The 20,468-nt window shown below is 51.4% G+C and carries 20 protein-coding genes and 1 pseudogene; 10 read left to right on the top strand and 11 right to left on the bottom strand.

The window, feature by feature from the left end; genetic code table 11:
• Nucleotides 1-3 precede the first annotated feature (3 nt).
• Nucleotides 4-486, bottom strand: coding sequence for a TRAP transporter small permease (locus N7E69_RS04940; RefSeq protein ID WP_001221825.1), 483 nt, complete (start codon nucleotides 484-486; stop codon nucleotides 4-6).
• A gap of 41 nt (nucleotides 487-527) precedes the next feature.
• Nucleotides 528-1,511, bottom strand: a complete 984-nt coding sequence (locus N7E69_RS04935) for a TRAP transporter substrate-binding protein (protein WP_000799367.1) — start codon at nucleotides 1,509-1,511, stop codon at nucleotides 528-530.
• Between the two features lie 488 nt (nucleotides 1,512-1,999).
• On the opposite strand from N7E69_RS04935, the gene N7E69_RS04930 reads away from it, so the two are divergent.
• Both N7E69_RS04930 and N7E69_RS04925 read left to right on the top strand, forming a co-directional pair.
• Nucleotides 2,000-4,171, top strand: a complete 2,172-nt coding sequence (locus N7E69_RS04930) for a YgiQ family radical SAM protein (RefSeq protein WP_001274458.1) — start codon at nucleotides 2,000-2,002, stop codon at nucleotides 4,169-4,171.
• 202 nt (nucleotides 4,172-4,373) lie between these two features.
• Nucleotides 4,374-4,568 carry a hypothetical protein gene (locus N7E69_RS04925; protein ID WP_000525384.1) on the top strand — a complete coding sequence of 65 codons (195 nt, stop codon included), beginning with the start codon at nucleotides 4,374-4,376 and terminating at the stop codon, nucleotides 4,566-4,568.
• Between the two features lie 157 nt (nucleotides 4,569-4,725).
• On the opposite strand, the gene N7E69_RS04920 is transcribed toward N7E69_RS04925, so the two are convergent.
• From N7E69_RS04920 to yqhD, 4 genes and pseudogenes are all read right to left on the bottom strand, one after another.
• Nucleotides 4,726-5,181, bottom strand: coding sequence for an HIT family protein (locus tag N7E69_RS04920; protein ID WP_000128242.1), 456 nt, complete (start codon nucleotides 5,179-5,181; stop codon nucleotides 4,726-4,728).
• A gap of 44 nt (nucleotides 5,182-5,225) precedes the next feature.
• Nucleotides 5,226-6,711: pseudogene (locus tag N7E69_RS04915) on the bottom strand (DASS family sodium-coupled anion symporter).
• 165 nt (nucleotides 6,712-6,876) lie between these two features.
• A complete protein-coding gene (gene dkgA / locus N7E69_RS04910; RefSeq protein WP_000013100.1) occupies nucleotides 6,877-7,704 on the bottom strand; it encodes a 2,5-didehydrogluconate reductase DkgA in 828 nt (275 codons plus the stop codon).
• A 105-nt stretch (nucleotides 7,705-7,809) separates the two neighbouring features.
• Nucleotides 7,810-8,973 carry an alcohol dehydrogenase gene (gene yqhD / locus N7E69_RS04905; protein WP_001058721.1) on the bottom strand — a complete coding sequence of 388 codons (1,164 nt, stop codon included), beginning with the start codon at nucleotides 8,971-8,973 and terminating at the stop codon, nucleotides 7,810-7,812.
• Nucleotides 8,974-9,165: 192 nt separating this feature from the next.
• Between yqhD and N7E69_RS04900 the strand changes: the two genes are divergently transcribed.
• Nucleotides 9,166-10,065, top strand: a complete 900-nt coding sequence (locus tag N7E69_RS04900) for an AraC family transcriptional regulator (RefSeq protein WP_001078198.1) — start codon at nucleotides 9,166-9,168, stop codon at nucleotides 10,063-10,065.
• Nucleotides 10,066-10,128: 63 nt separating this feature from the next.
• Here the strand turns inward: N7E69_RS04900 and yghB are convergent, their stop codons facing one another.
• Both yghB and metC read right to left on the bottom strand, forming a co-directional pair.
• Complete coding sequence (yghB, locus tag N7E69_RS04895) at nucleotides 10,129-10,788, bottom strand: DedA family general envelope maintenance protein YghB (protein ID WP_000268444.1); 660 nt, start codon at nucleotides 10,786-10,788, stop codon at nucleotides 10,129-10,131.
• A gap of 139 nt (nucleotides 10,789-10,927) precedes the next feature.
• The gene (gene metC / locus N7E69_RS04890) at nucleotides 10,928-12,115 is read right to left on the bottom strand and encodes a cystathionine beta-lyase (RefSeq protein ID WP_000130265.1); all 1,188 of its coding nucleotides are present in this window, start codon (nucleotides 12,113-12,115) and stop codon (nucleotides 10,928-10,930) included.
• Nucleotides 12,116-12,366: 251 nt separating this feature from the next.
• On the opposite strand from metC, the gene exbB reads away from it, so the two are divergent.
• Nucleotides 12,367-13,101, top strand: a complete 735-nt coding sequence (gene exbB / locus N7E69_RS04885) for a tol-pal system-associated acyl-CoA thioesterase (RefSeq protein ID WP_000527859.1) — start codon at nucleotides 12,367-12,369, stop codon at nucleotides 13,099-13,101.
• Nucleotides 13,102-13,107: 6 nt separating this feature from the next.
• A complete protein-coding gene (gene exbD / locus N7E69_RS04880; RefSeq protein WP_001251476.1) occupies nucleotides 13,108-13,533 on the top strand; it encodes a TonB system transport protein ExbD in 426 nt (141 codons plus the stop codon).
• A gap of 112 nt (nucleotides 13,534-13,645) precedes the next feature.
• Here the strand turns inward: exbD and N7E69_RS04875 are convergent, their stop codons facing one another.
• The 3 genes from N7E69_RS04875 to N7E69_RS04865 all read right to left on the bottom strand — a co-directional run bounded on the left by N7E69_RS04875 (nucleotide 13,646) and on the right by N7E69_RS04865 (nucleotide 15,455).
• Nucleotides 13,646-14,530: an SDR family oxidoreductase gene (locus tag N7E69_RS04875; protein ID WP_000019032.1), complete on the bottom strand. Its 885-nt coding sequence runs from the start codon at nucleotides 14,528-14,530 to the stop codon at nucleotides 13,646-13,648.
• A 123-nt stretch (nucleotides 14,531-14,653) separates the two neighbouring features.
• Nucleotides 14,654-15,058: a hypothetical protein gene (locus tag N7E69_RS04870; RefSeq protein WP_000665661.1), complete on the bottom strand. Its 405-nt coding sequence runs from the start codon at nucleotides 15,056-15,058 to the stop codon at nucleotides 14,654-14,656.
• Nucleotides 15,045-15,455 (bottom strand): hypothetical protein, encoded by a 411-nt coding sequence (locus N7E69_RS04865; protein ID WP_000936449.1) that lies wholly within the window; start codon nucleotides 15,453-15,455, stop codon nucleotides 15,045-15,047. The genes N7E69_RS04870 and N7E69_RS04865 overlap by 14 nt, the downstream gene beginning before the upstream one ends.
• A 103-nt stretch (nucleotides 15,456-15,558) precedes the next feature.
• On the opposite strand from N7E69_RS04865, the gene N7E69_RS04860 reads away from it, so the two are divergent.
• From N7E69_RS04860 to hybO, 5 genes are all read left to right on the top strand, one after another.
• The gene (locus N7E69_RS04860) at nucleotides 15,559-16,062 is read left to right on the top strand and encodes an ESA_00282 family adhesion-associated protein (protein WP_001519110.1); all 504 of its coding nucleotides are present in this window, start codon (nucleotides 15,559-15,561) and stop codon (nucleotides 16,060-16,062) included.
• Between the two features lie 279 nt (nucleotides 16,063-16,341).
• A complete protein-coding gene (locus tag N7E69_RS04855) occupies nucleotides 16,342-16,836 on the top strand; it encodes a TIGR00645 family protein (RefSeq protein WP_000439333.1) in 495 nt (164 codons plus the stop codon).
• Nucleotides 16,837-17,142: 306 nt separating this feature from the next.
• Complete coding sequence (locus tag N7E69_RS04850; protein WP_001238429.1) at nucleotides 17,143-18,786, top strand: methyl-accepting chemotaxis protein; 1,644 nt, start codon at nucleotides 17,143-17,145, stop codon at nucleotides 18,784-18,786.
• Between the two features lie 84 nt (nucleotides 18,787-18,870).
• Complete coding sequence (locus tag N7E69_RS04845; protein ID WP_001059120.1) at nucleotides 18,871-19,158, top strand: DUF2623 family protein; 288 nt, start codon at nucleotides 18,871-18,873, stop codon at nucleotides 19,156-19,158.
• A gap of 189 nt (nucleotides 19,159-19,347) precedes the next feature.
• Nucleotides 19,348-20,466, top strand: a complete 1,119-nt coding sequence (gene hybO / locus N7E69_RS04840) for a hydrogenase 2 small subunit (RefSeq protein WP_000145428.1) — start codon at nucleotides 19,348-19,350, stop codon at nucleotides 20,464-20,466.
• The last annotated feature ends 2 nt before the right edge of the window (nucleotides 20,467-20,468 follow it).

The raw sequence follows: 20,468 nt of genomic DNA, 5'->3' as shown, positions 1-20,468 counted from the left end.
TCGTTAGCGAAGATGGCGCTGATGATAATTATCAATAACGTTCACAATGGTGTAGTACACCAGGATGACGCCGCTAATCGGCATGACCCAATAGACTTTATCCATAGGCCATTTTAATACCGGGGACATTTGGCTGACGTGCGCCGCTTTTTCAACAATAATATCACCGCCGTACACCATAAAAATCAGCGCGAACACGGTAATAATCACCTGAATGATACTGTCGAGCACGAGGGCGGGCGTTCGGGAGAGTTTTTGCGCTAACAAATCGATAGCTAAATGTTTTTTTAATCCGGCGGTATAGACGCCGCCTAACAGAATCATCCACATAAAAAGAATCTGGGTGAATTCGTCGAGCGTGCTGCTTGGCGCGTTGAATATAAAGCGCGCCGCCACCTGCCAGGATACGCAGGCAACCATGATCGCCAGAATAATACAGCAGCACCCGGCCAGTATTTTGTTCAGTGCATTGGTGAGTATTCGCATATTACATCCTGTAAAGGGCAGGAGAACCCTGCCCGGCAGATTTACATATTCTCGATGTATTCCAGATCCTTCGCTGATTGAGCATCTTTCGCGCGGAACTCATCAAACAAGGGCTTAACACGCTGTTTGAACGCGGATTTATCAATATCAACAACGGTCGCATTCATGGCCTTCATGCTCTCATAAGCCTCTTTTTCCGCGGCGGGCCAGATGACGTCTTTCATTTGCTGCATGGATTCATCTGCGGCTTTATATAACGCTTTCCGCTCTTTATCGCTCAATTTGTTAAGTACTTTGGTACTGATGACCAGGACATCCGGCACCATCGTGTGCTCGTCGCGGGAATAGAATTTCGCCACCTCCGCATGACGCATATCGGCATAAACCACGGGGTTGTTTTCGCCGCCATCGACCACGCCTTGCTGGAGCGCGGTATAGAGTTCGCCTTGCGCCATCGGCGTCGGCACGCCGCCGAGCGCTTTCACCATCGCGATAGCGCTGGGGCTTTGCTGCACTCTGATTTTCATACCGGCTAAATCGTCGGGTTGAGTGATGGGCTTACCAGCGTAAAAACTGCGGGCGCCGCCGTCGTACCAGGTTAAGCCGACGAAGCCTTTGCTTTCGGAGGACGCGAGAATGCGTTTCCCTAAGTCGCTTTTCAGTACGTTGTAGTAGTGATCGCGGTCGCGGAATAAAAACGGCAGGCTAAACACGCTATATTCCGGCGCAAAAGACTCCAGCGATGCCGCATTGACTTTCACCATTTGCAGAGCGCCGGAGTTCATCAATTCCAGCGATTCACGTTCGTTGCCCAGCGTGGCGTTGGGGTAAATACGAATATTTAATTCGCCGTCCGAATAGGCTTTCGCTTTATCGGCCAGATAGCTCATCGCTTTGTGAACGGCGTGGCTTTTATCCTGATTGTGGCTCAGTTTCAGCGTGGTTTTGGCGAGCGCTGGAAATGCCAGTAGCAAACAGCCGGCCAGTAATACCGCTGATGTTGTGAATGAACGTGTGTTTTTCATATCTGCTTCCTTATAGGTTGGGATTCCTGTGGTTATCGTTGATTAATTAATAACCTGCTGATACGTAAGGTATTGCGTAGGGGAAAGGCGTGGTGATGGTGTTCTTTATCCCCTGAACTCTGTCAGCCAATTTAATTTAATCAATAGACCAAAGAAAGAGATCTGGTTCACAGAAGAAAGTCATGGTAAAAACAGTGCCGTGAGCAATTCAGCGAAGTTTTTTTATATATTACTGATAATATGATATTTTTTTTACTTTTTGTTGTTATGGCGATACTGCGTTTTTAGACGTGGGTATAATTAATTGCATACCAATTTGGAGATATTCATAAGACCAATTTCAAACACATCAGGCCAGGCCGTTTAAAGTTGTTTCTATTTCGCGCCAGCCCTGCATATAAGGCGATAATCTCCTTCATTTTCGCTATAGATACGGCTTATAATCCCCGACCTTTGATTATTTTTTTGCCAATCGTTTTGGAAGCAATATGAGCGCTATCTCCCTGATCCAACCGGATCGCGACCTTTTCTCCTGGCCGCAGTACTGGGCCGCCTGCTTTGGGCCGGCGCCGTTTTTGCCGATGTCACGTGACGAGATGGATCAACTTGGCTGGGATAGCTGCGACATTATTCTGGTAACCGGCGACGCCTACGTCGACCATCCGAGCTTCGGCATGGCGATTTGCGGTCGTATGCTGGAAGCGCAGGGCTTCCGCGTGGGGATCATCGCCCAGCCTGACTGGAACAGCAAAGACGACTTTATGCGTCTGGGAAAACCGAACCTGTTCTTCGGCGTCACCGCCGGCAACATGGACTCGATGATCAACCGTTACACCGCCGACCGTAAGCTGCGCCATGACGACGCCTACACCCCGGATAACGTCGCGGGCAAACGCCCGGACCGCGCCACGCTGGTCTATACCCAGCGTTGCAAAGAAGCGTGGAAAGATGTCCCGGTGATCCTTGGCGGCATTGAGGCCAGTCTGCGCCGTACCGCGCATTACGACTACTGGTCTGATACTGTGCGTCGTTCGGTGTTAGTCGATTCCAAAGCCGACATGCTGATGTTTGGCAACGGCGAGCGTCCGCTGGTGGAAGTGGCGCACCGTCTGGCAATGGGCGAAACCATCGATCAGATTCGCGACGTGCGTAACACTGCGATTATGGTTAAAGAAGCGCTGCCTGGCTGGAGCGGCGTCGACTCCACTCGTCTGGACACGCCGGGTAAAATCGATCCAATTCCCCATCCCTATGGTGAGGATCTGCCGTGCGCGGATAACAAGCCGGTCGCGCCGAAAAAGCAGGAAGCTAAAGCGATTACCGTGCAGCCGCCGCGTCCGAAGCCGTGGGAAAAAACCTATATCCTGCTGCCATCCTTTGAAAAGGTGAAAGGCGACAAGGTGCTGTACGCCCATGCGTCGCGTATTCTGCATCACGAAACTAACCCTGGCTGCGCGCGGGCGCTGATGCAAAAACACGGCGACCGCTATGTCTGGATCAACCCGCCCGCCATACCGCTCTCCACTGAAGAGATGGATAGCGTGTTTGCGCTGCCGTATCAGCGTGTGCCGCACCCGGCTTACGGCAATGCCCGTATTCCGGCCTATGAGATGATCCGCTTTTCGATCAATATCATGCGCGGCTGCTTTGGCGGCTGCTCTTTCTGCTCGATCACTGAACATGAAGGGCGCATCATTCAGAGCCGCTCGGAAGACTCTATTATCAACGAGATCGAAGCGATCCGCGACACGGTGCCGGGGTTTACCGGCGTGATCTCCGATCTGGGCGGTCCTACCGCGAACATGTATATGCTGCGCTGTAAGTCGCCGCGTGCGGAGCAGACCTGTCGTCGCCTGTCATGCGTCTATCCGGATATCTGTCCGCATATGGATACTGACCATACGCCGACGATCAATCTTTATCGCCGCGCCCGTGAGCTGAAAGGCATTAAGAAAATCTTAATTGCCTCCGGCGTGCGCTACGACATCGCCGTAGAAGATCCTCGCTACATTAAAGAGCTGGCGAGCCATCATGTGGGCGGCTATCTGAAGATTGCGCCGGAGCATACTGAAGAAGGTCCGCTGTCGAAAATGATGAAGCCGGGTATGGGCAGCTACGATCGCTTTAAAGAGTTATTTGACCTTTACTCTAAACAGGCCGGAAAAGAGCAGTATCTGATCCCGTATTTTATCTCCGCGCATCCGGGCACGCGGGACGAGGATATGGTGAATCTGGCGCTGTGGCTCAAGCGCCACCGCTTCCGTTTGGATCAGGTGCAGAACTTCTACCCGTCGCCGTTGGCGAATTCGACCACCATGTATTACACCGGCAAAAACCCGCTGGGTAAAATTGGTTATAAGAGTGAAGATGTGGTGGTGCCGAAGGGAGACAGGCAACGTCGCTTGCATAAGGCGCTGCTGCGTTATCACGATCCGGCGAACTGGCCGCTGATTCGCCAGGCGCTGGAAGCGATGGGGAAAAAGCATTTGATTGGCGGTCGCCGTGAGTGTCTGGTGCCTGCGCCGACCATTGAAGAGATGCGCGAAGCGCGTCGCCAGAACCGCAATACCCGCCCGGCGTTGACCAAGCATACGCCGGTGGAACATCAGCGGCAGGGGCTTGCCGCTAATAAGAAGCGCGGGAAAGGCGCAGGGCGTTAATTACCTTTGAATCTGTTGCTTCTGGAAGCTAATGTTTTTGGAAGTAACAGACATCTAAATATATTGTATCGGTCTTTAGTAATTGCTAAATTACGGGGAGCTTTATATTTTATTTAAATATTATTGATTGTATAAATTAATTATATATTACCTTAATGATTAAGGCATGATGCTTTTATACAGCCCCAGAGGAGGGGATATCATGGGTATGATTATTATTCCCTGTTTTATCGTAATTGCTATAATAGCTGTTGTTATATTCATAATGGCTATTAAAGCATGTAGTATGGAAAAACGTGAAGATAGGCAAATGACTCTTGCAGGGATAATTTTAATGGGTGTTATTGCCGCTATTCCTGGATGGTTTTTGTACGAAATATTTAGCCACGCGCCGTAATATTTAACCTACCAGGGTTGATATATTAAAATAGATAAGAAGTATATAATCTAAGGTATAATGCCTGAAGGTGCTGCGCTTATCAGGTCTATGAATAGCACAGTTTTGTAGGCCGGATAAGGTGCTTACACCGCCATCCGGCAGAAGTGCTCCGTATTTATGCCTCACGAATTCTGGCCGCCAGCGCGGCCAGTTTTTCATCATCAGCCCGTTCATGATCGTGTGACGACAGATATCCTTCATACTGTTCGAAAAATTTATTCTGCCGCGATTCAATCGGTTTCCAGTGGGTTAAATCGCCAGTACCGTGCATGGGGCTTAATTTACTGTGCACATGGTCTACGCCGAAACCTTCGAAGAACATTCCCGTACGACTGACATCCGGGAAAGCCTTATCCAGTTTCTTAGCCACTTTTTGGGTCGCCAGCATCAGGTCCGCTAACGCCTGCGGCGGTAGATCGAACGCGTAGCTGGGGTAATGTTTTTTCGGGATCACTACGGTAAACCCATCGGTATTCGGAAAAATCGACAAAAAAGCCAGGTGATGCTCATCTTCCCAAACTTTATGACAAGGTGCTTTACCTTCAACTATTTGACAGAAAATGCAGGTCATTCCATTTCTCCGTTAACCGAGGGGCTTATCGATGAGTTAAGCGTTTAATACAACCCTAACACTTTCCACCATGCGAGGCCGACTGTCAAAAAGACCGCCTGATTAAAGAGACTGATAATAAATCCCGTTCGCCACCAGACGCCCGTCGGTACATAGCCGGCGCCAAAAAGAATGGGGCCGCGTGCGTGGGTATACTGCGTAAGAGAGCAGTACAGGCTGCTGGTAAACGCCAGCATGAGCGCCATCGGCGCCGCCGGAATATTCAGATGCAGACCGACGCCCAGAAATACCGCATACAGCGCGGCGATTTGCGCGTTGCCGCTGGCGAAAAAATAGTGGGTATAAAAATAGGCTGCGTTAAGCAGCAGCAGGATGATTATCCAACTGGTTCCATGCATCGTGCTGCCGATGCTGTCGCCAATCAGGTTGCCAAACCAGCTGGTGAATCCTAGTTTCTTCAACTGGTTAGCCATCATCAGCAGCGCGGCAAACCAAATCAACGTATCCCAGGCGCCTTTTTCGCTTTTAACGTCTTCCCAGGTGAGCACGCCGCTCAGTAATAAAATAGAGAGACCGACAAAAGAGGCCGTCGTGGCATCCACGCCGAGCGAGCTGCCAAAAATCCATAGCACCAGCAACACGCCGACGGTCGCCAGCATGAGCCACTCGCCGCGCGTCATACTGCCCATTTGCGCCAGCTCTTTGCGCGCCAAATCCGGCGCATCCGGCGTATGTTTAATTTCCGGACGCGTCAGCCAGTAGACCAGCAGCGGGACGATAAGAAAAGAGACCAGGCAAGGCAGGAGCGCGGCGATAAACCAACTTCCCCAGCTCAACGTAACGCCGGCGTTCGCCGCCAGTTTTACCGCCAGCAGGTTACCCGTATAACCGGTCATAAACAGTGCGGCGGTGACGTCGTTAACATTGCCAATACAGGTGATCAGAAAGGTGCCGATTTTGCTGCGAGACTCATCTTCCGGATGTGAATCAAAGCTGCGCGCCAGCGAGTCGGCGATCGGGTAAATCACGCCGCCGCAGCGCGCGGTGTTACTGGGCATCGCGGGGGAGAGGATCAGATCGGCAAACGCCAGACCATAAGCCAGACCCAGCGTTCGTTTACCTAACAGACGGATCATTTGTAGGGCGATACGCCGACCCAGCCCGGTTTTGATAAACCCACGGGCAATCATAAAGGCGACGACGATAAGCCAGATCAGCGAACTGTTCAGCTCGCTCAAGGCCGTGGTAATCGCACCGCTGGCCGTTTTGTCGCCGGCAGCATAGGCGAGCGCAAAGACGGTGATGCCGATAATACCGACTGCGCCAATAGGCAGCACTTTCGCCACGATAGAGGCGATCGTCGCGACAAAAATAATCGCGGAATGCCAGGCCGGCGCGCTTAACCCGGAAGGGGGCGTTAGCTGCCACAGTCCGGCGGCGATAACCAGAATAAGAATAAATGGGAGCCATTTGACGCCCTGAGATTTTTTTTCCGCCACAATTACACATCCATAAATATTTTATATGTATTAAGTAAATTCATAATAAATATGAATAAATATTCACAAAATCAGAATAATTATGCGCTTGTGTGTGGGGGAAATATACTGTTAAATGCGCGTAATTGTTTCTTAATGTTTCGGAATGCAAAAAAGCCCGACGACATCGTCGGGCATGGCGTGCGATAAATCCGGCTTAACCGCCGAACTGATCCGGATCGGGACCGAGGCGTTTTCCTTGATCCAGTTTTGCGATCTCGCCTAATTCATCTTTATCGAGACGGAAATCCCAGACAGCAAAGTTTTCCGCGATACGGGAAGGGGTGACGGATTTCGGAATGACGACCAGCCCGCAGTCCAGATGCCAGCGAATAACAATCTGGGCGGGCGTTTTGCCGTATTTATCCGCCAGTTCGCGAATCACTTTCTGATCGAATACGCCTTCGCCACCCTGCGCCAGCGGGCTCCAGGACTCGGTCTGGATTTTATGCGTCGCATTCCACGCATGTAGCTGGCGCTGTTGCATCAAGGGGTGAAGCTCGATCTGGTTGATCACAGGGGTAACGCCGGTTTCATCGATCAGACGCTGGAGGTGATGGATCTGAAAGTTACAGACCCCGATACTCTTTACCAGCCCCTCTTTTTGCAGCGCGATCATGCCTTTCCAGGCGTCGACATAGTGATCGATAGCCGGTACGGGCCAGTGCATCAGATAGAGATCGAGATAATCAAGCTGCAGTTTTTTCAGACTCTCCTGCAGGGCTTCGCGGGGACGTTTTTGATCGTCATTCCACAACTTGGTAGTGATAAACAGCTCTTCCCGCGCCACGCTCGCTGCTTTTAGCGCTTTGCCGACGCCTTCTTCATTCTGATATGCTGTGGCGGTATCAATCGATCGATAGCCCACCTCCAGCGCTTTATGAATCGCCGCGATCACCTCTTCATTGCTTGCTTTCCAGACTCCCAGCCCAAGTTGTGGCATTACGTTGCCATCCTGTAGCCTGATAATGGTTGGATTAGCCATGATGTGTTCCTCTTTTAATTGGCTCGCCGGAGTCGGGTCCGGCGAGACTAAGTGACTTAAGTCTGGACGAAATGGCCAAAAACGAAAGTCAGAGGCGAAAAAACCTTAGCGCGCCGCTTCATAAATCCGACGGCTGACATCCAGCGTAATATCCTGATTTTCACCTAAATTTTTGCATCCATGCGCCTCAAGTTTAGCCAGTAGCGCCGGAATAGTGCTGCCATCCAGACCGTAATCGGACAGACGGGTAGGCACGCCCATCTGTTCAAAGAAACGGCGGGTGGCGGCAATGGCGGCATCAATACGCTCGTCGTCGGAACCGTCGGTGATATTCCATACACGTTCAGCATATTGCAGGAGTTTTGCACGTTTAACGTCTCGTTTTTCGTTCCATAGCGCAGGCAGAATGATAGCCAGCGTCTGGGCATGATCGAGACCGTGCATCGCGGTAAGCTCATGGCCCAGCATATGTGTCGCCCAGTCCTGCGGAACACCAGCGCCAATCAGGCCATTCAACGCCTGAGTAGCGGCCCACATCACGTTAGCGCGGACGTCATAATTTTCAGGCTCTTGCAGCGCTTTGGGACCTTCTTCGATCAGTGTGAGTAAAATACCTTCGGCGAAACGATCCTGAATTTTGCCGTTAACCGGGTAAGTGACGTACTGCTCAACGGTATGGACGAAAGCATCCACGACGCCGTTCGCAACCTGGCGCGGCGGCAATGTATAGGTGTAGACCGGGTCCAGTACGGCAAACACCGGTTGCACGAACGAGGAGTGGAAGGCCTGTTTGTCGCCAGTGGTTTTACGGGAAATGACTGCGCCGGCGTTCGATTCTGAGCCGGTTGCCGGTAGGGTCAGCACAGACCCCATCGGGATTGCGCTACGAATCTCAGTACCGCCGGTTTCCAGAATGTGCCACGGATCGACGCCGTCCGTATACTGCGCCGCTGCGGCGATAAATTTGGTGCCGTCCAGTACGGAACCGCCGCCAACGGCCAGCAGGAAGGTAATATTTTCGTCGCGCACAAGCTGCACGGCCTTCATCAGCGTTTCATAGGACGGGTTCGGTTCAATACCGCCAAACTCCCGAACATCCAGTCCTTTTAACGCTTCCTGAACTTGCGCCAGTACGCCGGTCTTTTTCACGCTACCGCCGCCATAGGTAATCAGCACGCGGGCGTCCTGCGGGATTTGATCGCGAAGATCGACGATAGCGCCTTTACCAAACAGAATGCGGGTAGGGGTATGTAATTTGAAATTGTTCATTGCTCATTCCCTTATGTGGGTAAAAAGAGGGCAGGCGGCTGTCTGCCTGATGGTCATCATTGTGGTCTTGTGAGGGATGTCTCTCAATGCACATTTCTGCCAATGTTTTGCCTATTTCTCCAGAATGCTGGAGAAAATCGCTAAAAATGCGCACAATCCAGCGGAGTGGATTTGATGAAAAAATGGCGCGTTATGAATCGTGAAGCAATTTGCTTACAGTTGGCGGATAAAATTAATCATTTAAAAAATAATGATAAAATAATCAGCGAGCGGCTGGCGGGCATTCGTCTGTTGTATGGTGTTGAACCGGGGCCGCGCACGCCGGTCATGTATCAGCCTGGCATCATATTTCTCTTTTCCGGCCATAAAATTGGCTATATTAACAAGCGCAAGTTTCGTTATGACGCTAATGAATATCTCTTACTGACCGTGCCGCTCCCTTTTGAATGCGAGACCTGGGCAACGCCGGAGGTACCACTGGCCGGTATTCGGCTCGACATTGATGTGCTGCAACTGCAAGAGTTGCTCATGGACATTGGCGAAGATGAACGTTTCCAGTTGCCGATGGCGGCCAGTGGGATTAACTCCGCCACGCTGTCGGACGAGATTTTATGCGCGGTGGAAAGATTGCTGGATGTGATGGAGCGCCCGCTGGATGCGCGGATTCTGGGAAAACAAATTATTCGCGAAATTCTTTATCATGTGCTGATGGGACCGCGCGGCGGGGCGCTGCTTGCACTGGTTAGTCGCCAGACGCACTTTAGCCTGATCAGTCGCGTACTTAAACAGATCGAAATGAAATACACCGAGAACCTGAATGTTGAGCAACTGGCGGCAGAAGCGAACATGAGCGTGTCGGCGTTTCACCATAATTTTAAGGCGGTCACCAGCACCTCGCCGTTGCAGTATTTAAAAAGCTACCGACTGCATAAAGCGCGGATGATGATGATTCACGACGGTATGAAGGCCAGCGCCGCGGCGATGCGGGTCGGCTATGAGAGCGCATCGCAGTTTAGCCGGGAGTTTAAACGTTATTTTGGCGTTACGCCGGGCGAAGATGCGGCAAGAATGCGGACAATGCAAGGGAGCTAAGTGGGGCATCCCGCCACGGGTCAACGAAGCGTAATCGGGCCATCCTGGCCGATTATGGATACGTCAGGCGTTACAGTATTTCTTTTTAATCACCACGACCAGCGTACCTAACAGTCCGGCGACCAGTAGCGCGACGGGAAGGATCATTAAAAATGTCATTACCTGGTCTTCATGGCGCTTAACAAACGGGATCATACTGAGCGCGTAGCCGAAGCTGGTCACGACAGTCACCCACAGCAGGCCGCTTAACCAGTTAAAAAACTGAAACCGGCGGTTGGACAGGCCGGAAATACCCGCCATTGTTGGCAGCAGAGTGCGGACAAACGCCAGAAAGCGCCCGGCAAGCAACGCTAACAAACCGTGGCGGTCAAACATGCAGGTGGCGCGCTGATGATATTTTGCCGGAAGCTGCGCCAGCCAGCCTTTGACGGTACGCGTATTACCGAGCCAGCGTCCCTGGATATAACTTAGCCAGCAGCCGAGACTGGCCGCGGTGGTGAGAATGCCAATCGTCGGCAAAAAATGCATCACATCCTGGGCGATCAACGCGCCTGCCAGTAGCAGCAGACTATCGCCAGGTAAGAATGATGCTGGCAGCAGACCGTTTTCTAAAAATAGCGTGGCGAACATGACAAAGTAGACGACGCTAACAACGTGTGGATTCGCCAGCGCGGCAAAATCATGTTGCCAGAGCGCAGCGATAATATCTTGAATGACAGCCATGAACTTTCCTGTGGAACAGCATTTATGCTTTTATTCGCCTATTGTACTCCTGAATCGTCCGGGATGCCTTGATCCCGGACGCAACAAACGCAGACTTTTCCACGGAAATTGTCTGCATATATGTCCATCCCCGGCAACTTTACACAATTCTGGCGAAGCCGGCGGCTAAATCAGCGATCAAATCATCAACACTCTCTAAACCAATATGCACCCGGACCAGCGTACCGGTAAAATCTACGCCGCCTGCGGGACGAATCGCGGCGATCTGTTCCGGCTGATTAGCAATAATCAGCGATTCGTAGCCTCCCCAGGAGTAGGCCATACTGAACAGCGAAAAGTTATCCAGATAGGCTGATAATTCTGCCTCGGTCAGCTTTTTATTGAGCACAAAGGAGAACAGGCCGCTGCTGCCTGTAAAGTCTCGTTTCCAGAACGCATGACCTTTGCTACCCGGCAGGGCCGGATGATTAACGCGCGCGACCTGAGGATGGTTCGCCAGCCATGCGGCGATTTTGAGGCTGCTTTCTTGATGCTGGCGCAGTCGCACGCCGAGTGTGCGCAGACCGCGGCTGGTCATATAAGCCGTGTCGGCGTCGAGCATTTGCCCCATCAGATAGGCGTTTTCCCGCAATTGTTCCCAGCAGCGCGCATTTGCAACGGCAGTACCGACCATCGCATCAGAATGACCAATCAGATACTTAGTGCCCGCCTGGATAGAGATATCAATATCGAATTCCAGAGCTTTGAACAGAACGCCAGCCGCCCAGGTATTATCAATCATGATGACGGCTTCTGGCGCGACGCGTCTGACCGCACTAACAATGCTCGGAATATCATGTACTTCCATGGTAATAGAACCGGGGGATTCCAGAAATACGACTTTCGTGTTCGGTTGAATATGTTGCGTGATATCAGCGCCGATGAGCGGGTCGAACCAGCTTGTCGTCACGCCCAGTTTGCCGAGAATTTTGCTGCAGAAATCCTGGCTGGGTTCATAGGCTGTGTTGGTCATCAGGATGTGGTCGCCCTGCTCAACGAATGCCAGAATGGTGTTGGCGACCGCCGCCGCGCCGCACGGGAAGAGCGCGCATCCGGCGCCGCCTTCCAGTTCACACATGGCTTCCTGGAGCGAAAAGTGGGTCAGCGTTCCCCGGCGTCCGTAAAATAATTCGCCGTTGGCGCGATTGCGGGTAGCGTGTTTTTTGGCCTCGACGGTGTCAAACACCAGTGAAGAAGCGCGTTGAATCACACTATTCACTGAGCCAAGCGTGTATTTTTTGCTGCGTCCTGCGTTTACCAGTTTGGTATCCAACTGTTTATCCGTCATGTTGCGTTTCCTGATTTTAACCGTCTGGATGTCTAAACTAGCATGAATATAACCATCTGCACCCTGGCGACGTGTGATACAGATGAAAATTTTGCCAAAATAAAAACAGGTGGCTTTTTTAATGCGTAAGCGCAAAGAAAAAGCAGTAAAGGTGCGGCAGTATGTAAATAGTAATGAGAACGACTATCAATTCGACGTTGTTTTGATATTATTATGCTCAGATTTTGTGATTTGCGTCCTGGAGATACAGAGTGGGTAATAATTTGATGCAGACGGATCTTTCCGTCTGGGGCATGTATCAGCACGCCGATATTGTCGTGAAGTGCGTGATGATTGGTTTGATTCTGGCGTCAGTCGTCACCTGGGCTATCTTCTTCAGTAAAAGCGTTGAATTTTTCACGCAAAAGCGCCGCTTAAAGCGCGAACAACTGCAATTAGCCGATGCGCGCTCTTTAGATCAGGCTTCCGACATTGCGGCAGGTTTCAGCGCAAAAAGCCTCAGCGCACAGCTCATCAATGAAGCGCAGAATGAACTGGAACTCTCTCAGGGCAGCGAAGATAACGAAGGGATTAAAGAACGTACCGGCTTCCGTCTGGAACGTCGCGTCGCAGCGGTTGGCCGCTACATGGGACGAGGCAACGGTTATCTGGCGACGATCGGCGCCATTTCCCCCTTCGTCGGGTTGTTTGGCACCGTATGGGGCATTATGAATAGCTTCATCGGTATTGCGCAAACGCAGACCACCAACCTGGCGGTGGTCGCTCCTGGTATTGCGGAAGCGCTGCTGGCGACGGCGATTGGGCTGGTAGCCGCGATCCCGGCGGTCGTCATTTACAACATCTTCGCACGTCAGATAGGCAGTTACAAAGCGACGCTGGGTGACGTGGCGGCGCAGGTATTGCTGCTGCAAAGCCGCGATCTTGATCTGAATGCGAGCGCCAGTGCGCAGCCGGTACGCGCCGCGCAGAAATTACGGGTAGGGTAATGCGTCATGGCAATGCGTCTTAACGAGAACCTGGATGACAACGGCGAAATGCATGAAATCAACGTGACGCCGTTTATCGATGTCATGTTGGTTCTGCTGATTATCTTTATGGTGGCTGCGCCGCTGGCGACGGTGGACGTCAAGGTGAATCTGCCCGCTTCTACCAGTACGCCACAGCCGCGTCCGGAAAAACCGGTTTATCTGTCGGTGAAAGCGGATAACACCATGTTTATCGGTAACGATCCGGTGACGGATGATACGATGATTGCCGAGCTAACGGCCCTGACGGAAGGGAAAAAGGATACTACGATTTTCTTCCGTGCGGATAAAACCGTAGAGTATGAAACCCTGATGAAAGTGATGGATATGCTGCATCAGGCGGGCTATCTCAAGATTGGTCTGGTCGGCGAAGAGACCGCGAAAGCGAAATAAGTATTCTGCTGACGCTGTAGGCCGGGTAAGGCGAAGTCGCCACCCGGCTTTTTTATTGCCTAAGATGGCGCCTTGCTTAACAGAATTGCGCCACCTTAATCGACTTCATGCGTTAGCCTAAATGCTCCCCGCCGCACACGCCGTGCACTTCTGCGGTAACGTAACTGGATTCCTGGCTTGCCAGATAGACATACACCGGCGCCAGCTCTGCCGGTTGGCCGGCCCGCTTCATTGGCGTCTGCTGACCAAACTGCGGAATTTTATCCTGGGTTTGACCGCCGGAAATTTGCAGCGCTGTCCAGATAGGGCCAGGCGCGACAATATTCACACGAATTCCTTTTTCCGCCACCTGTTTCGCCAGGCCACGGCTGTAATTGAGGATTGCCGCCTTGGTTGCCGCATAATCCAGCAGGTGCGGACTGGGCTGATACGCCTGGATAGACGACGTCGTGATAATACTGGCGCCTTTTGGCAGCAGCGGAATCGCTTCCTGGGTTATCCAGAACAGGGCAAAAACGTTAACGGCGAAGGTTTGCTGAAATTGCTCGCTGGTCAGATCTTTTATCTCCGGGATTGCCGTCTGTTTACCGGCTACCAGCGCCAGAATGTCCAGCCCGCCCAGCGCTTCACGCGCCTTATGGACCAGCGAACGGGCGAAGGATTCGTCGCTAAGATCGCCTGGCAATAACACCGCTTTACGACCGCACTCCTCAATCAGCGCTTTAACCTGCTGGGCGTCCTCTTCTTCCGCTGGCAGATAGTTGATCGCGACATCTGCGCCTTCACGCGCGTAAGCGATAGCGGCAGCGCGCCCAATCCCGGAGTCGCCCCCTGTCACCAGCGCCTTACGATCTTTAAGGCGACCACTGCCGACATAACTTTTTTCGCCACAGTCAGGAACAGGCGTCATTTTCGCCTGGACGCCGGGCGCCGGCTGTTTTTGCTTAGGATATTCGCCGGTGTAATACTGCGTGGTAGGGTCGTATAGATGAGACATTGAGCTTCTCCCTTCAGGTTGAACACCCTTTAAGCGTAGACACTTTTACTACCATAAGAGGGAGAATCAGAACGATCCTTATGCTTCGCCCGTATTCACAACAGAGTTAACTAGCCATGAAGGTTATTTTTCTTGCCGTGCGACGGTGGTGACGTTGCGCGTCCGGTAGTCGCCATCGGAAAGCTTACGCGTCAGACGTAAGGTTGCCGTCTCGCGAGCCAGCAGATGCTGCCAGTCACTTTCAAGACGAGACATAATTTTGTCTCGTAATTCAGGATGCTGCTCGATAATAGCATTGATGGTCGCGCCATAAATCTCCTCTTTGACCTGTAACGTATACATCTCTCGTCGGTTTTGCCACTTCAGGCGCACTAACGCCGCCGGTATGGATACCACCTCCTGCGTTACCTTTTCCAGGGTGGCATTTTTACTGGCGATTAGCGCTGCAAGATTTTGCTTTAAGATAAATTCATCACTTTTATGGTTGTCTAAAGCCAAATAAACGTTATTGTCTTCAACTTCTTTCATCTTTATCTTCCAGTGAATAAAATAGCGGCATATTGGTTTCGCGAGTGATTAAATTAAGCCAAATGGCATTACCTTTTTCATTTATCATTGCGGTTTTATCCGCCAGTATTTTACTTAGTGTTTGGGCATCAATATCGCCTTCTGCCTGTAGTGCGTTTATCAGGCGGGCAAACGTTTCAATTTTAGCCACACAATACAGACGTTCTTTAATATGACGGTCGCGTTCTTCAAATAATACGTTTCTGTGTTGCCCGGTTGCGTTAGCGCAAATTAAAATATCGGGCTCGTAATCGCTGAGTTTTGTCTTTCCCTGAGGCAAATTTTTACTGTTTTCTGTGGCTTCAGGGGGCGGCGATGACAGGCGAAAATGAGAGGAAACCAGATGCTCAGGAAGCATGACTAAATATCCTTTACGATCAGTGGTATACTATTTTTAATAGTGTAGGTTTCGTTGACAATAACATGGCGTAATTTTAAAATCAAAAAAAATGGAGCCTGCTATGAACAGTATTTTTTATTCTGTTATTATATTGCTATTACTGACCGGCGCGATACTCTTCCTGATGTGGGAGGTTAATAAAAAACGTCCTGGTGGAAAAATCGTAAATTTAAATCAAACTGAACCCATGACAAAGGAAGAGGGCGAAGATCATTTCTCAGTATTAATGAATTCGATAACGCCGGTATGGTACTGGCGCGTTAACCATGAATATATCGATTTCCTTCATGCAACGATAAAACGAATGACAATGACTGAGTTGAATGAAACGCCTGGATTATTTGACGCACAGCGTCGTTGCAGCGACCTTAACTCTGCCGTTTATAAGTATTACGACAATATTAAGAAGCGTTGTCTGAACGGAGAAAAGGTGCCGTATTCGGATTTGGACGTCCTTAATTTACGCCAGTGTTTTCGCGAGTTCAGTCTTGAAGCCTACCCGGCATTGGTCGCGCTGGTATGGCCGGAATATCAGCGCCCGCAGGTTAACCCGGATGAGATTTAGAGCCTATCCCATTAGGGCTATTTTACTTGCCATTTTGGACCTGGGCAGTGCTCGCCAAAACGCGTTAGCGTTTTGAACGCCGCTAGCGGCGGCCCGAAGGGCGAGCGTAGCGAGTCAAACCTCACGTACTACGTGTACGCTCCGGTTTTTGCGCGCTGTCCGTGTCCAAACTGGCTGCGCCAATAACGCCTGGTGGGATAGGCTCTTAACTGGCATGTTGATCTGATGTTGCATGGTTGAGATATACTGTTGCTGGTTTTAGTTACCTGACAGGTCCCTATGGAACGCTTTCTTGAAAATGTAATGTATGCGTCTCGCTGGCTGCTCGCGCCGGTGTATTTTGGCCTCTCTTTGGCGCTGATCGCTTTAGCGCTAAAATTTTTCCAGGACATTCTACACGTTCTGCCGAACGTTTTTGCCCTGGCGGAGGCCGATCTGATTCTGGTGCTGTTATCGCTGGTTGATATGACGCTGGTCGGCGGATTGCTGGTGATGGTCATGTTCTCCGGGTATGAGAATTTTGTCTCTCAGCTGGATATCTCTGCGGGCAAGGAGAAGCTGAACTGGCTGGGGAAAATGGATGCGACGTCGCTAAAAAATAAGGTGGCGGCATCGATAGTCGCTATCTCTTCCATTCACCTGTTACGCGTGTTTATGGACGCGAAAAACGTCCCGGATAACAAATTAATGTGGTATGTCATCATCCATCTGACCTTTGTCCTGTCGGCATTCGTTATGGGCTATCTGGACAGATTGACGCGGCATAACCATTGAGCCGCCGTCAACGGCGGGGCAGTCGGGCAAAGGACGCTGAGCCCGGCTGTAAAACAGCGCTTCTTTAACGGCGGATAACCGTCTCCCTGCAGCCTTACGCAATATTTTTACTACATCTATTCATTTACTCAGTAATAAGACTAAAAGATTTTCTCTGTGTTCACAGATATATAACATCTGCGGGTACGTAAACGGCGATAACTGTAAAAAAATGGAGAATGCATTATATATTCTCCGCGCCTTGCCGATAACGAGAGTGCGTCATCATCAGATGACTAATCTCTTATATTCAGCAAGGAAATTCATATGCGTTTGCTGCAAAACTTTACTATTCGTATGGTCATGCTGACGATACTGGGACTTTTTTGTCTACTCTGGTCGGGGGTGGGGTTATACAGCGTCCATGCTTTATCCGAAGTTTCGGAAGGAAATGATATTGACCGGCATCTTGTGCGGCAAATGACGGTGCTAAGCCAGGGTAACGATCAATATTTCCGCTTTGTTACCCGCCTTAGCCGCGCGATGGATGTAAAAATCGGCGGCGGCACGCCCGATTTTGCGCCCGCCCGGCAGTCGCTCGAGAATATGCGTCAGAAGCTGGAGGAGATGAAAGCGCTATCGCCAGGGCCGATGAACCCTGATATCTCAAGGGAGGTCTTGTCCAACTGGCAGGCCTTGCTGGAGAAAGGCGTCGTTCCTCAAATGCAACTGGCGCAGCAAGGATCGCTAACCGCCTGGAGCGAACATGCCAGTACGGTCACGCCCGCACTCAGTCGCGCGTTCGGCGCCAGCGCGGAACGGTTTAGTCATGAAGCTGGCGCCATGCTGGATAACACCCGTGTGATGGTCGATGGTAAAACCTATACCATCCGCATCCTGCTTATCACGGCGGTGATTCTGGGCATTGCTATCCTGATTTTTACCGATCGCTATCTGGTTGCAATGATGGTGAAACCGCTGGAGCGTATCCGTCAGCAGTTTCAGCGTATCGCGCAAGGCGATCTTAGCCAGCCGATTGAAGCGTTGGGGCGTAACTGCGTAGGCCGGTTGGTGCCGCTACTGCGCGCGATGCAGGACAGTTTACGCGAAGCCGTGAGTACGATCCGCGCCGGAAGCGACAATATCTGGCGCGGCGCGACGGAAATTTCTACCGGTAATAACGATCTCTCTTCCCGAACGGAAGAACAGGCCGCCGCGCTGGAAGAAACTGCCGCCAGCATGGAACAGCTTACCGCAACGGTGAAAATGAACGCCGAACACGCTCGCCAGGCGAGTCAGCTTGCGGATGCCGCCTCGCTAACGGCAGGAAAAGGCGGTGAACTGGTTTCCGATGTGGTAGAAACAATGAACGGTATTTCCGCCAGTTCGCAGCAGATCGCGGAAATTACTACCGTAATTAATAGTATTGCTTTCCAGACCAATATTCTGGCCTTGAACGCAGCGGTAGAAGCGGCCAGAGCGGGCGAGCAGGGACGCGGCTTCGCGGTGGTCGCCGGTGAGGTACGTAACCTGGCCAGCCGCAGCGCGGGGGCAGCGAAAGAAATTGAAGCCTTAATTGGCGAATCGGTACGTCGCGTAGCGCAGGGCGCGCAGTTGGTCCAGGAGACCGGCGCGACGATGGACGCCATCCTGCGCGGCGTCACGGAAGTGACGACGATTATGAAACAGATCGCGTCCGCCTCCGAAGAACAGAGTAAAGGTATTTCTCAGGTTGGCGTGGCGATCACGCAAATGGATAGCGTTACGCAACAAAACGCCGCGCTGGTTGAGCAGGTTTCCGCGGCGGCGGCGGCGCTGGAACGGCAGACGGAGGATTTGCAACGCTCCGTACAGCAGTTCCGGCTTTCCGCTCGTGAGCCGCAACAACGCGTAACGGCGAAAGCGGCGCCTGGCGTTCAGAGAATGGCGTCGGCTCCCGCACAGTCTACTGATGAATGGGTTTCCTTCTGATGTGAAGCAAAAAAGCGCGTAATGCGCTGGCCTTCATTTAATCAGTCGCTATATAATTTATTATATAGAGACTAAGGAGGTCAGATGAATAATCATTTTGGGAAAGGGTTAATGGCTGGGTTGCACGCGCCATATGCATATAGCGCGCATCATGCGGTGAATTTCTGTTCTGAGTATAAACGTGGCTTTGTATTGGGTTTTACACACCGTATGTTCGAAAAGACCGGCGATCGTCAACTTAGCGCGTGGGAGGCCGGAATTCTGACGCGTCGCTATGGTCTGGATAAAGAAATGGTGATGGATTTCTTTAAAGAGAATCATTCCGGGATGGCGGTTCGCTTCTTTATGGTCGGTTATCGACTCGAAGGTTGATCCAACAGGGGTATTATCTTGCTTTAATTAATTACACTATCGCCTCTTCCCTTCGTTTTACTGTTCCGTCGAAGTATTATGGCGCACATAACCATAAAAAAAGTGTGGTAAATGGCGTACCGATCGCAATAACTTCTTCGCGAACAGTGCAAAATAAAAGCCAGGTCTTCGTAACGGAATAACTATAAAATGACTGGAGATAATACTCTCATCACTTCTCACGGCATTAACCGTCGTGATTTCATGAAGCTTTGTGCAGCACTGGCCGCTACTATGGGGCTCAGTAGCAAAGCCGCCGCAGAAATGGCAGAATCGGTATCCAATCCACAGCGTCCGCCCGTTATCTGGATTGGCGCTCAGGAGTGTACCGGTTGTACCGAATCACTGCTTCGTGCTACACACCCAACCGTTGAAAACCTCGTTCTGGAGACTATCTCTCTGGAATACCACGAGGTACTTTCCGCCGCATTCGGTCACCAGGTCGAAGAAAACAAACATAACGCTCTGGAGAAGTATAAAGGGCAATATGTTCTGGTGGTGGATGGTTCTATCCCACTAAAAGATAACGGTATCTACTGCATGGTTGCCGGCGAGCCGATCGTGGATCACATCCGCAAAGCCGCTGACGGCGCAGCCGCGATTATCGCTATCGGTTCCTGCTCGGCATGGGGCGGCGTTGCTGCGGCTGGCGTAAACCCAACCGGCGCTGTCAGTCTGCAGGAAGTCTTACCGGGCAAAACGGTTATCAATATTCCAGGTTGTCCGCCAAACCCGCATAACTTCCTGGCGACCGCCGCGCATATCATCACTTACGGCACGCCGCCGAAGCTGGATGCGAAAAATCGTCCAACCTTTGCCTATGGCCGTCTGATTCATGAGCATTGCGAACGTCGTCCACACTTCGACGCAGGCCGTTTTGCCAAAGAATTTGGCGACGAAGGCCACCGTCAGGGCTGGTGTCTCTACCATCTTGGCTGTAAAGGGCCGGAAACCTGGGGCAACTGTTCTACGTTACAGTTCTGTGACGTTGGCGGCGTCTGGCCAGTGGCGATCGGTCATCCTTGCTATGGCTGTAACGAAGAAGGTATCGGCTTCCATAAGGGCATTCACCAGCTTGCTCATGTCGAAAACCAAACTCCGCGTTCAGAGAAACCTGACGTCAATATGAAAGAAGGCGGCAATATCTCTGCGGGCGCTGTCGGTCTGCTTGGCGGCGTAGTCGGTCTGGTTGCCGGCGTCAGCGTGATGGCGGTACGTGAACTGGGGCGTCAGCAAAAGAAAGATAACGCTGACTCACGGGGAGAATAACC

The organism is Salmonella sp. 3C, from assembly GCF_025426275.1.
Taxonomy (GTDB): domain Bacteria; phylum Pseudomonadota; class Gammaproteobacteria; order Enterobacterales; family Enterobacteriaceae; genus Salmonella; species Salmonella enterica.
The sequence above is the reverse complement of the archived record's forward strand: the minus strand, read 5'-3'. Positions and strand labels throughout refer to the sequence as shown.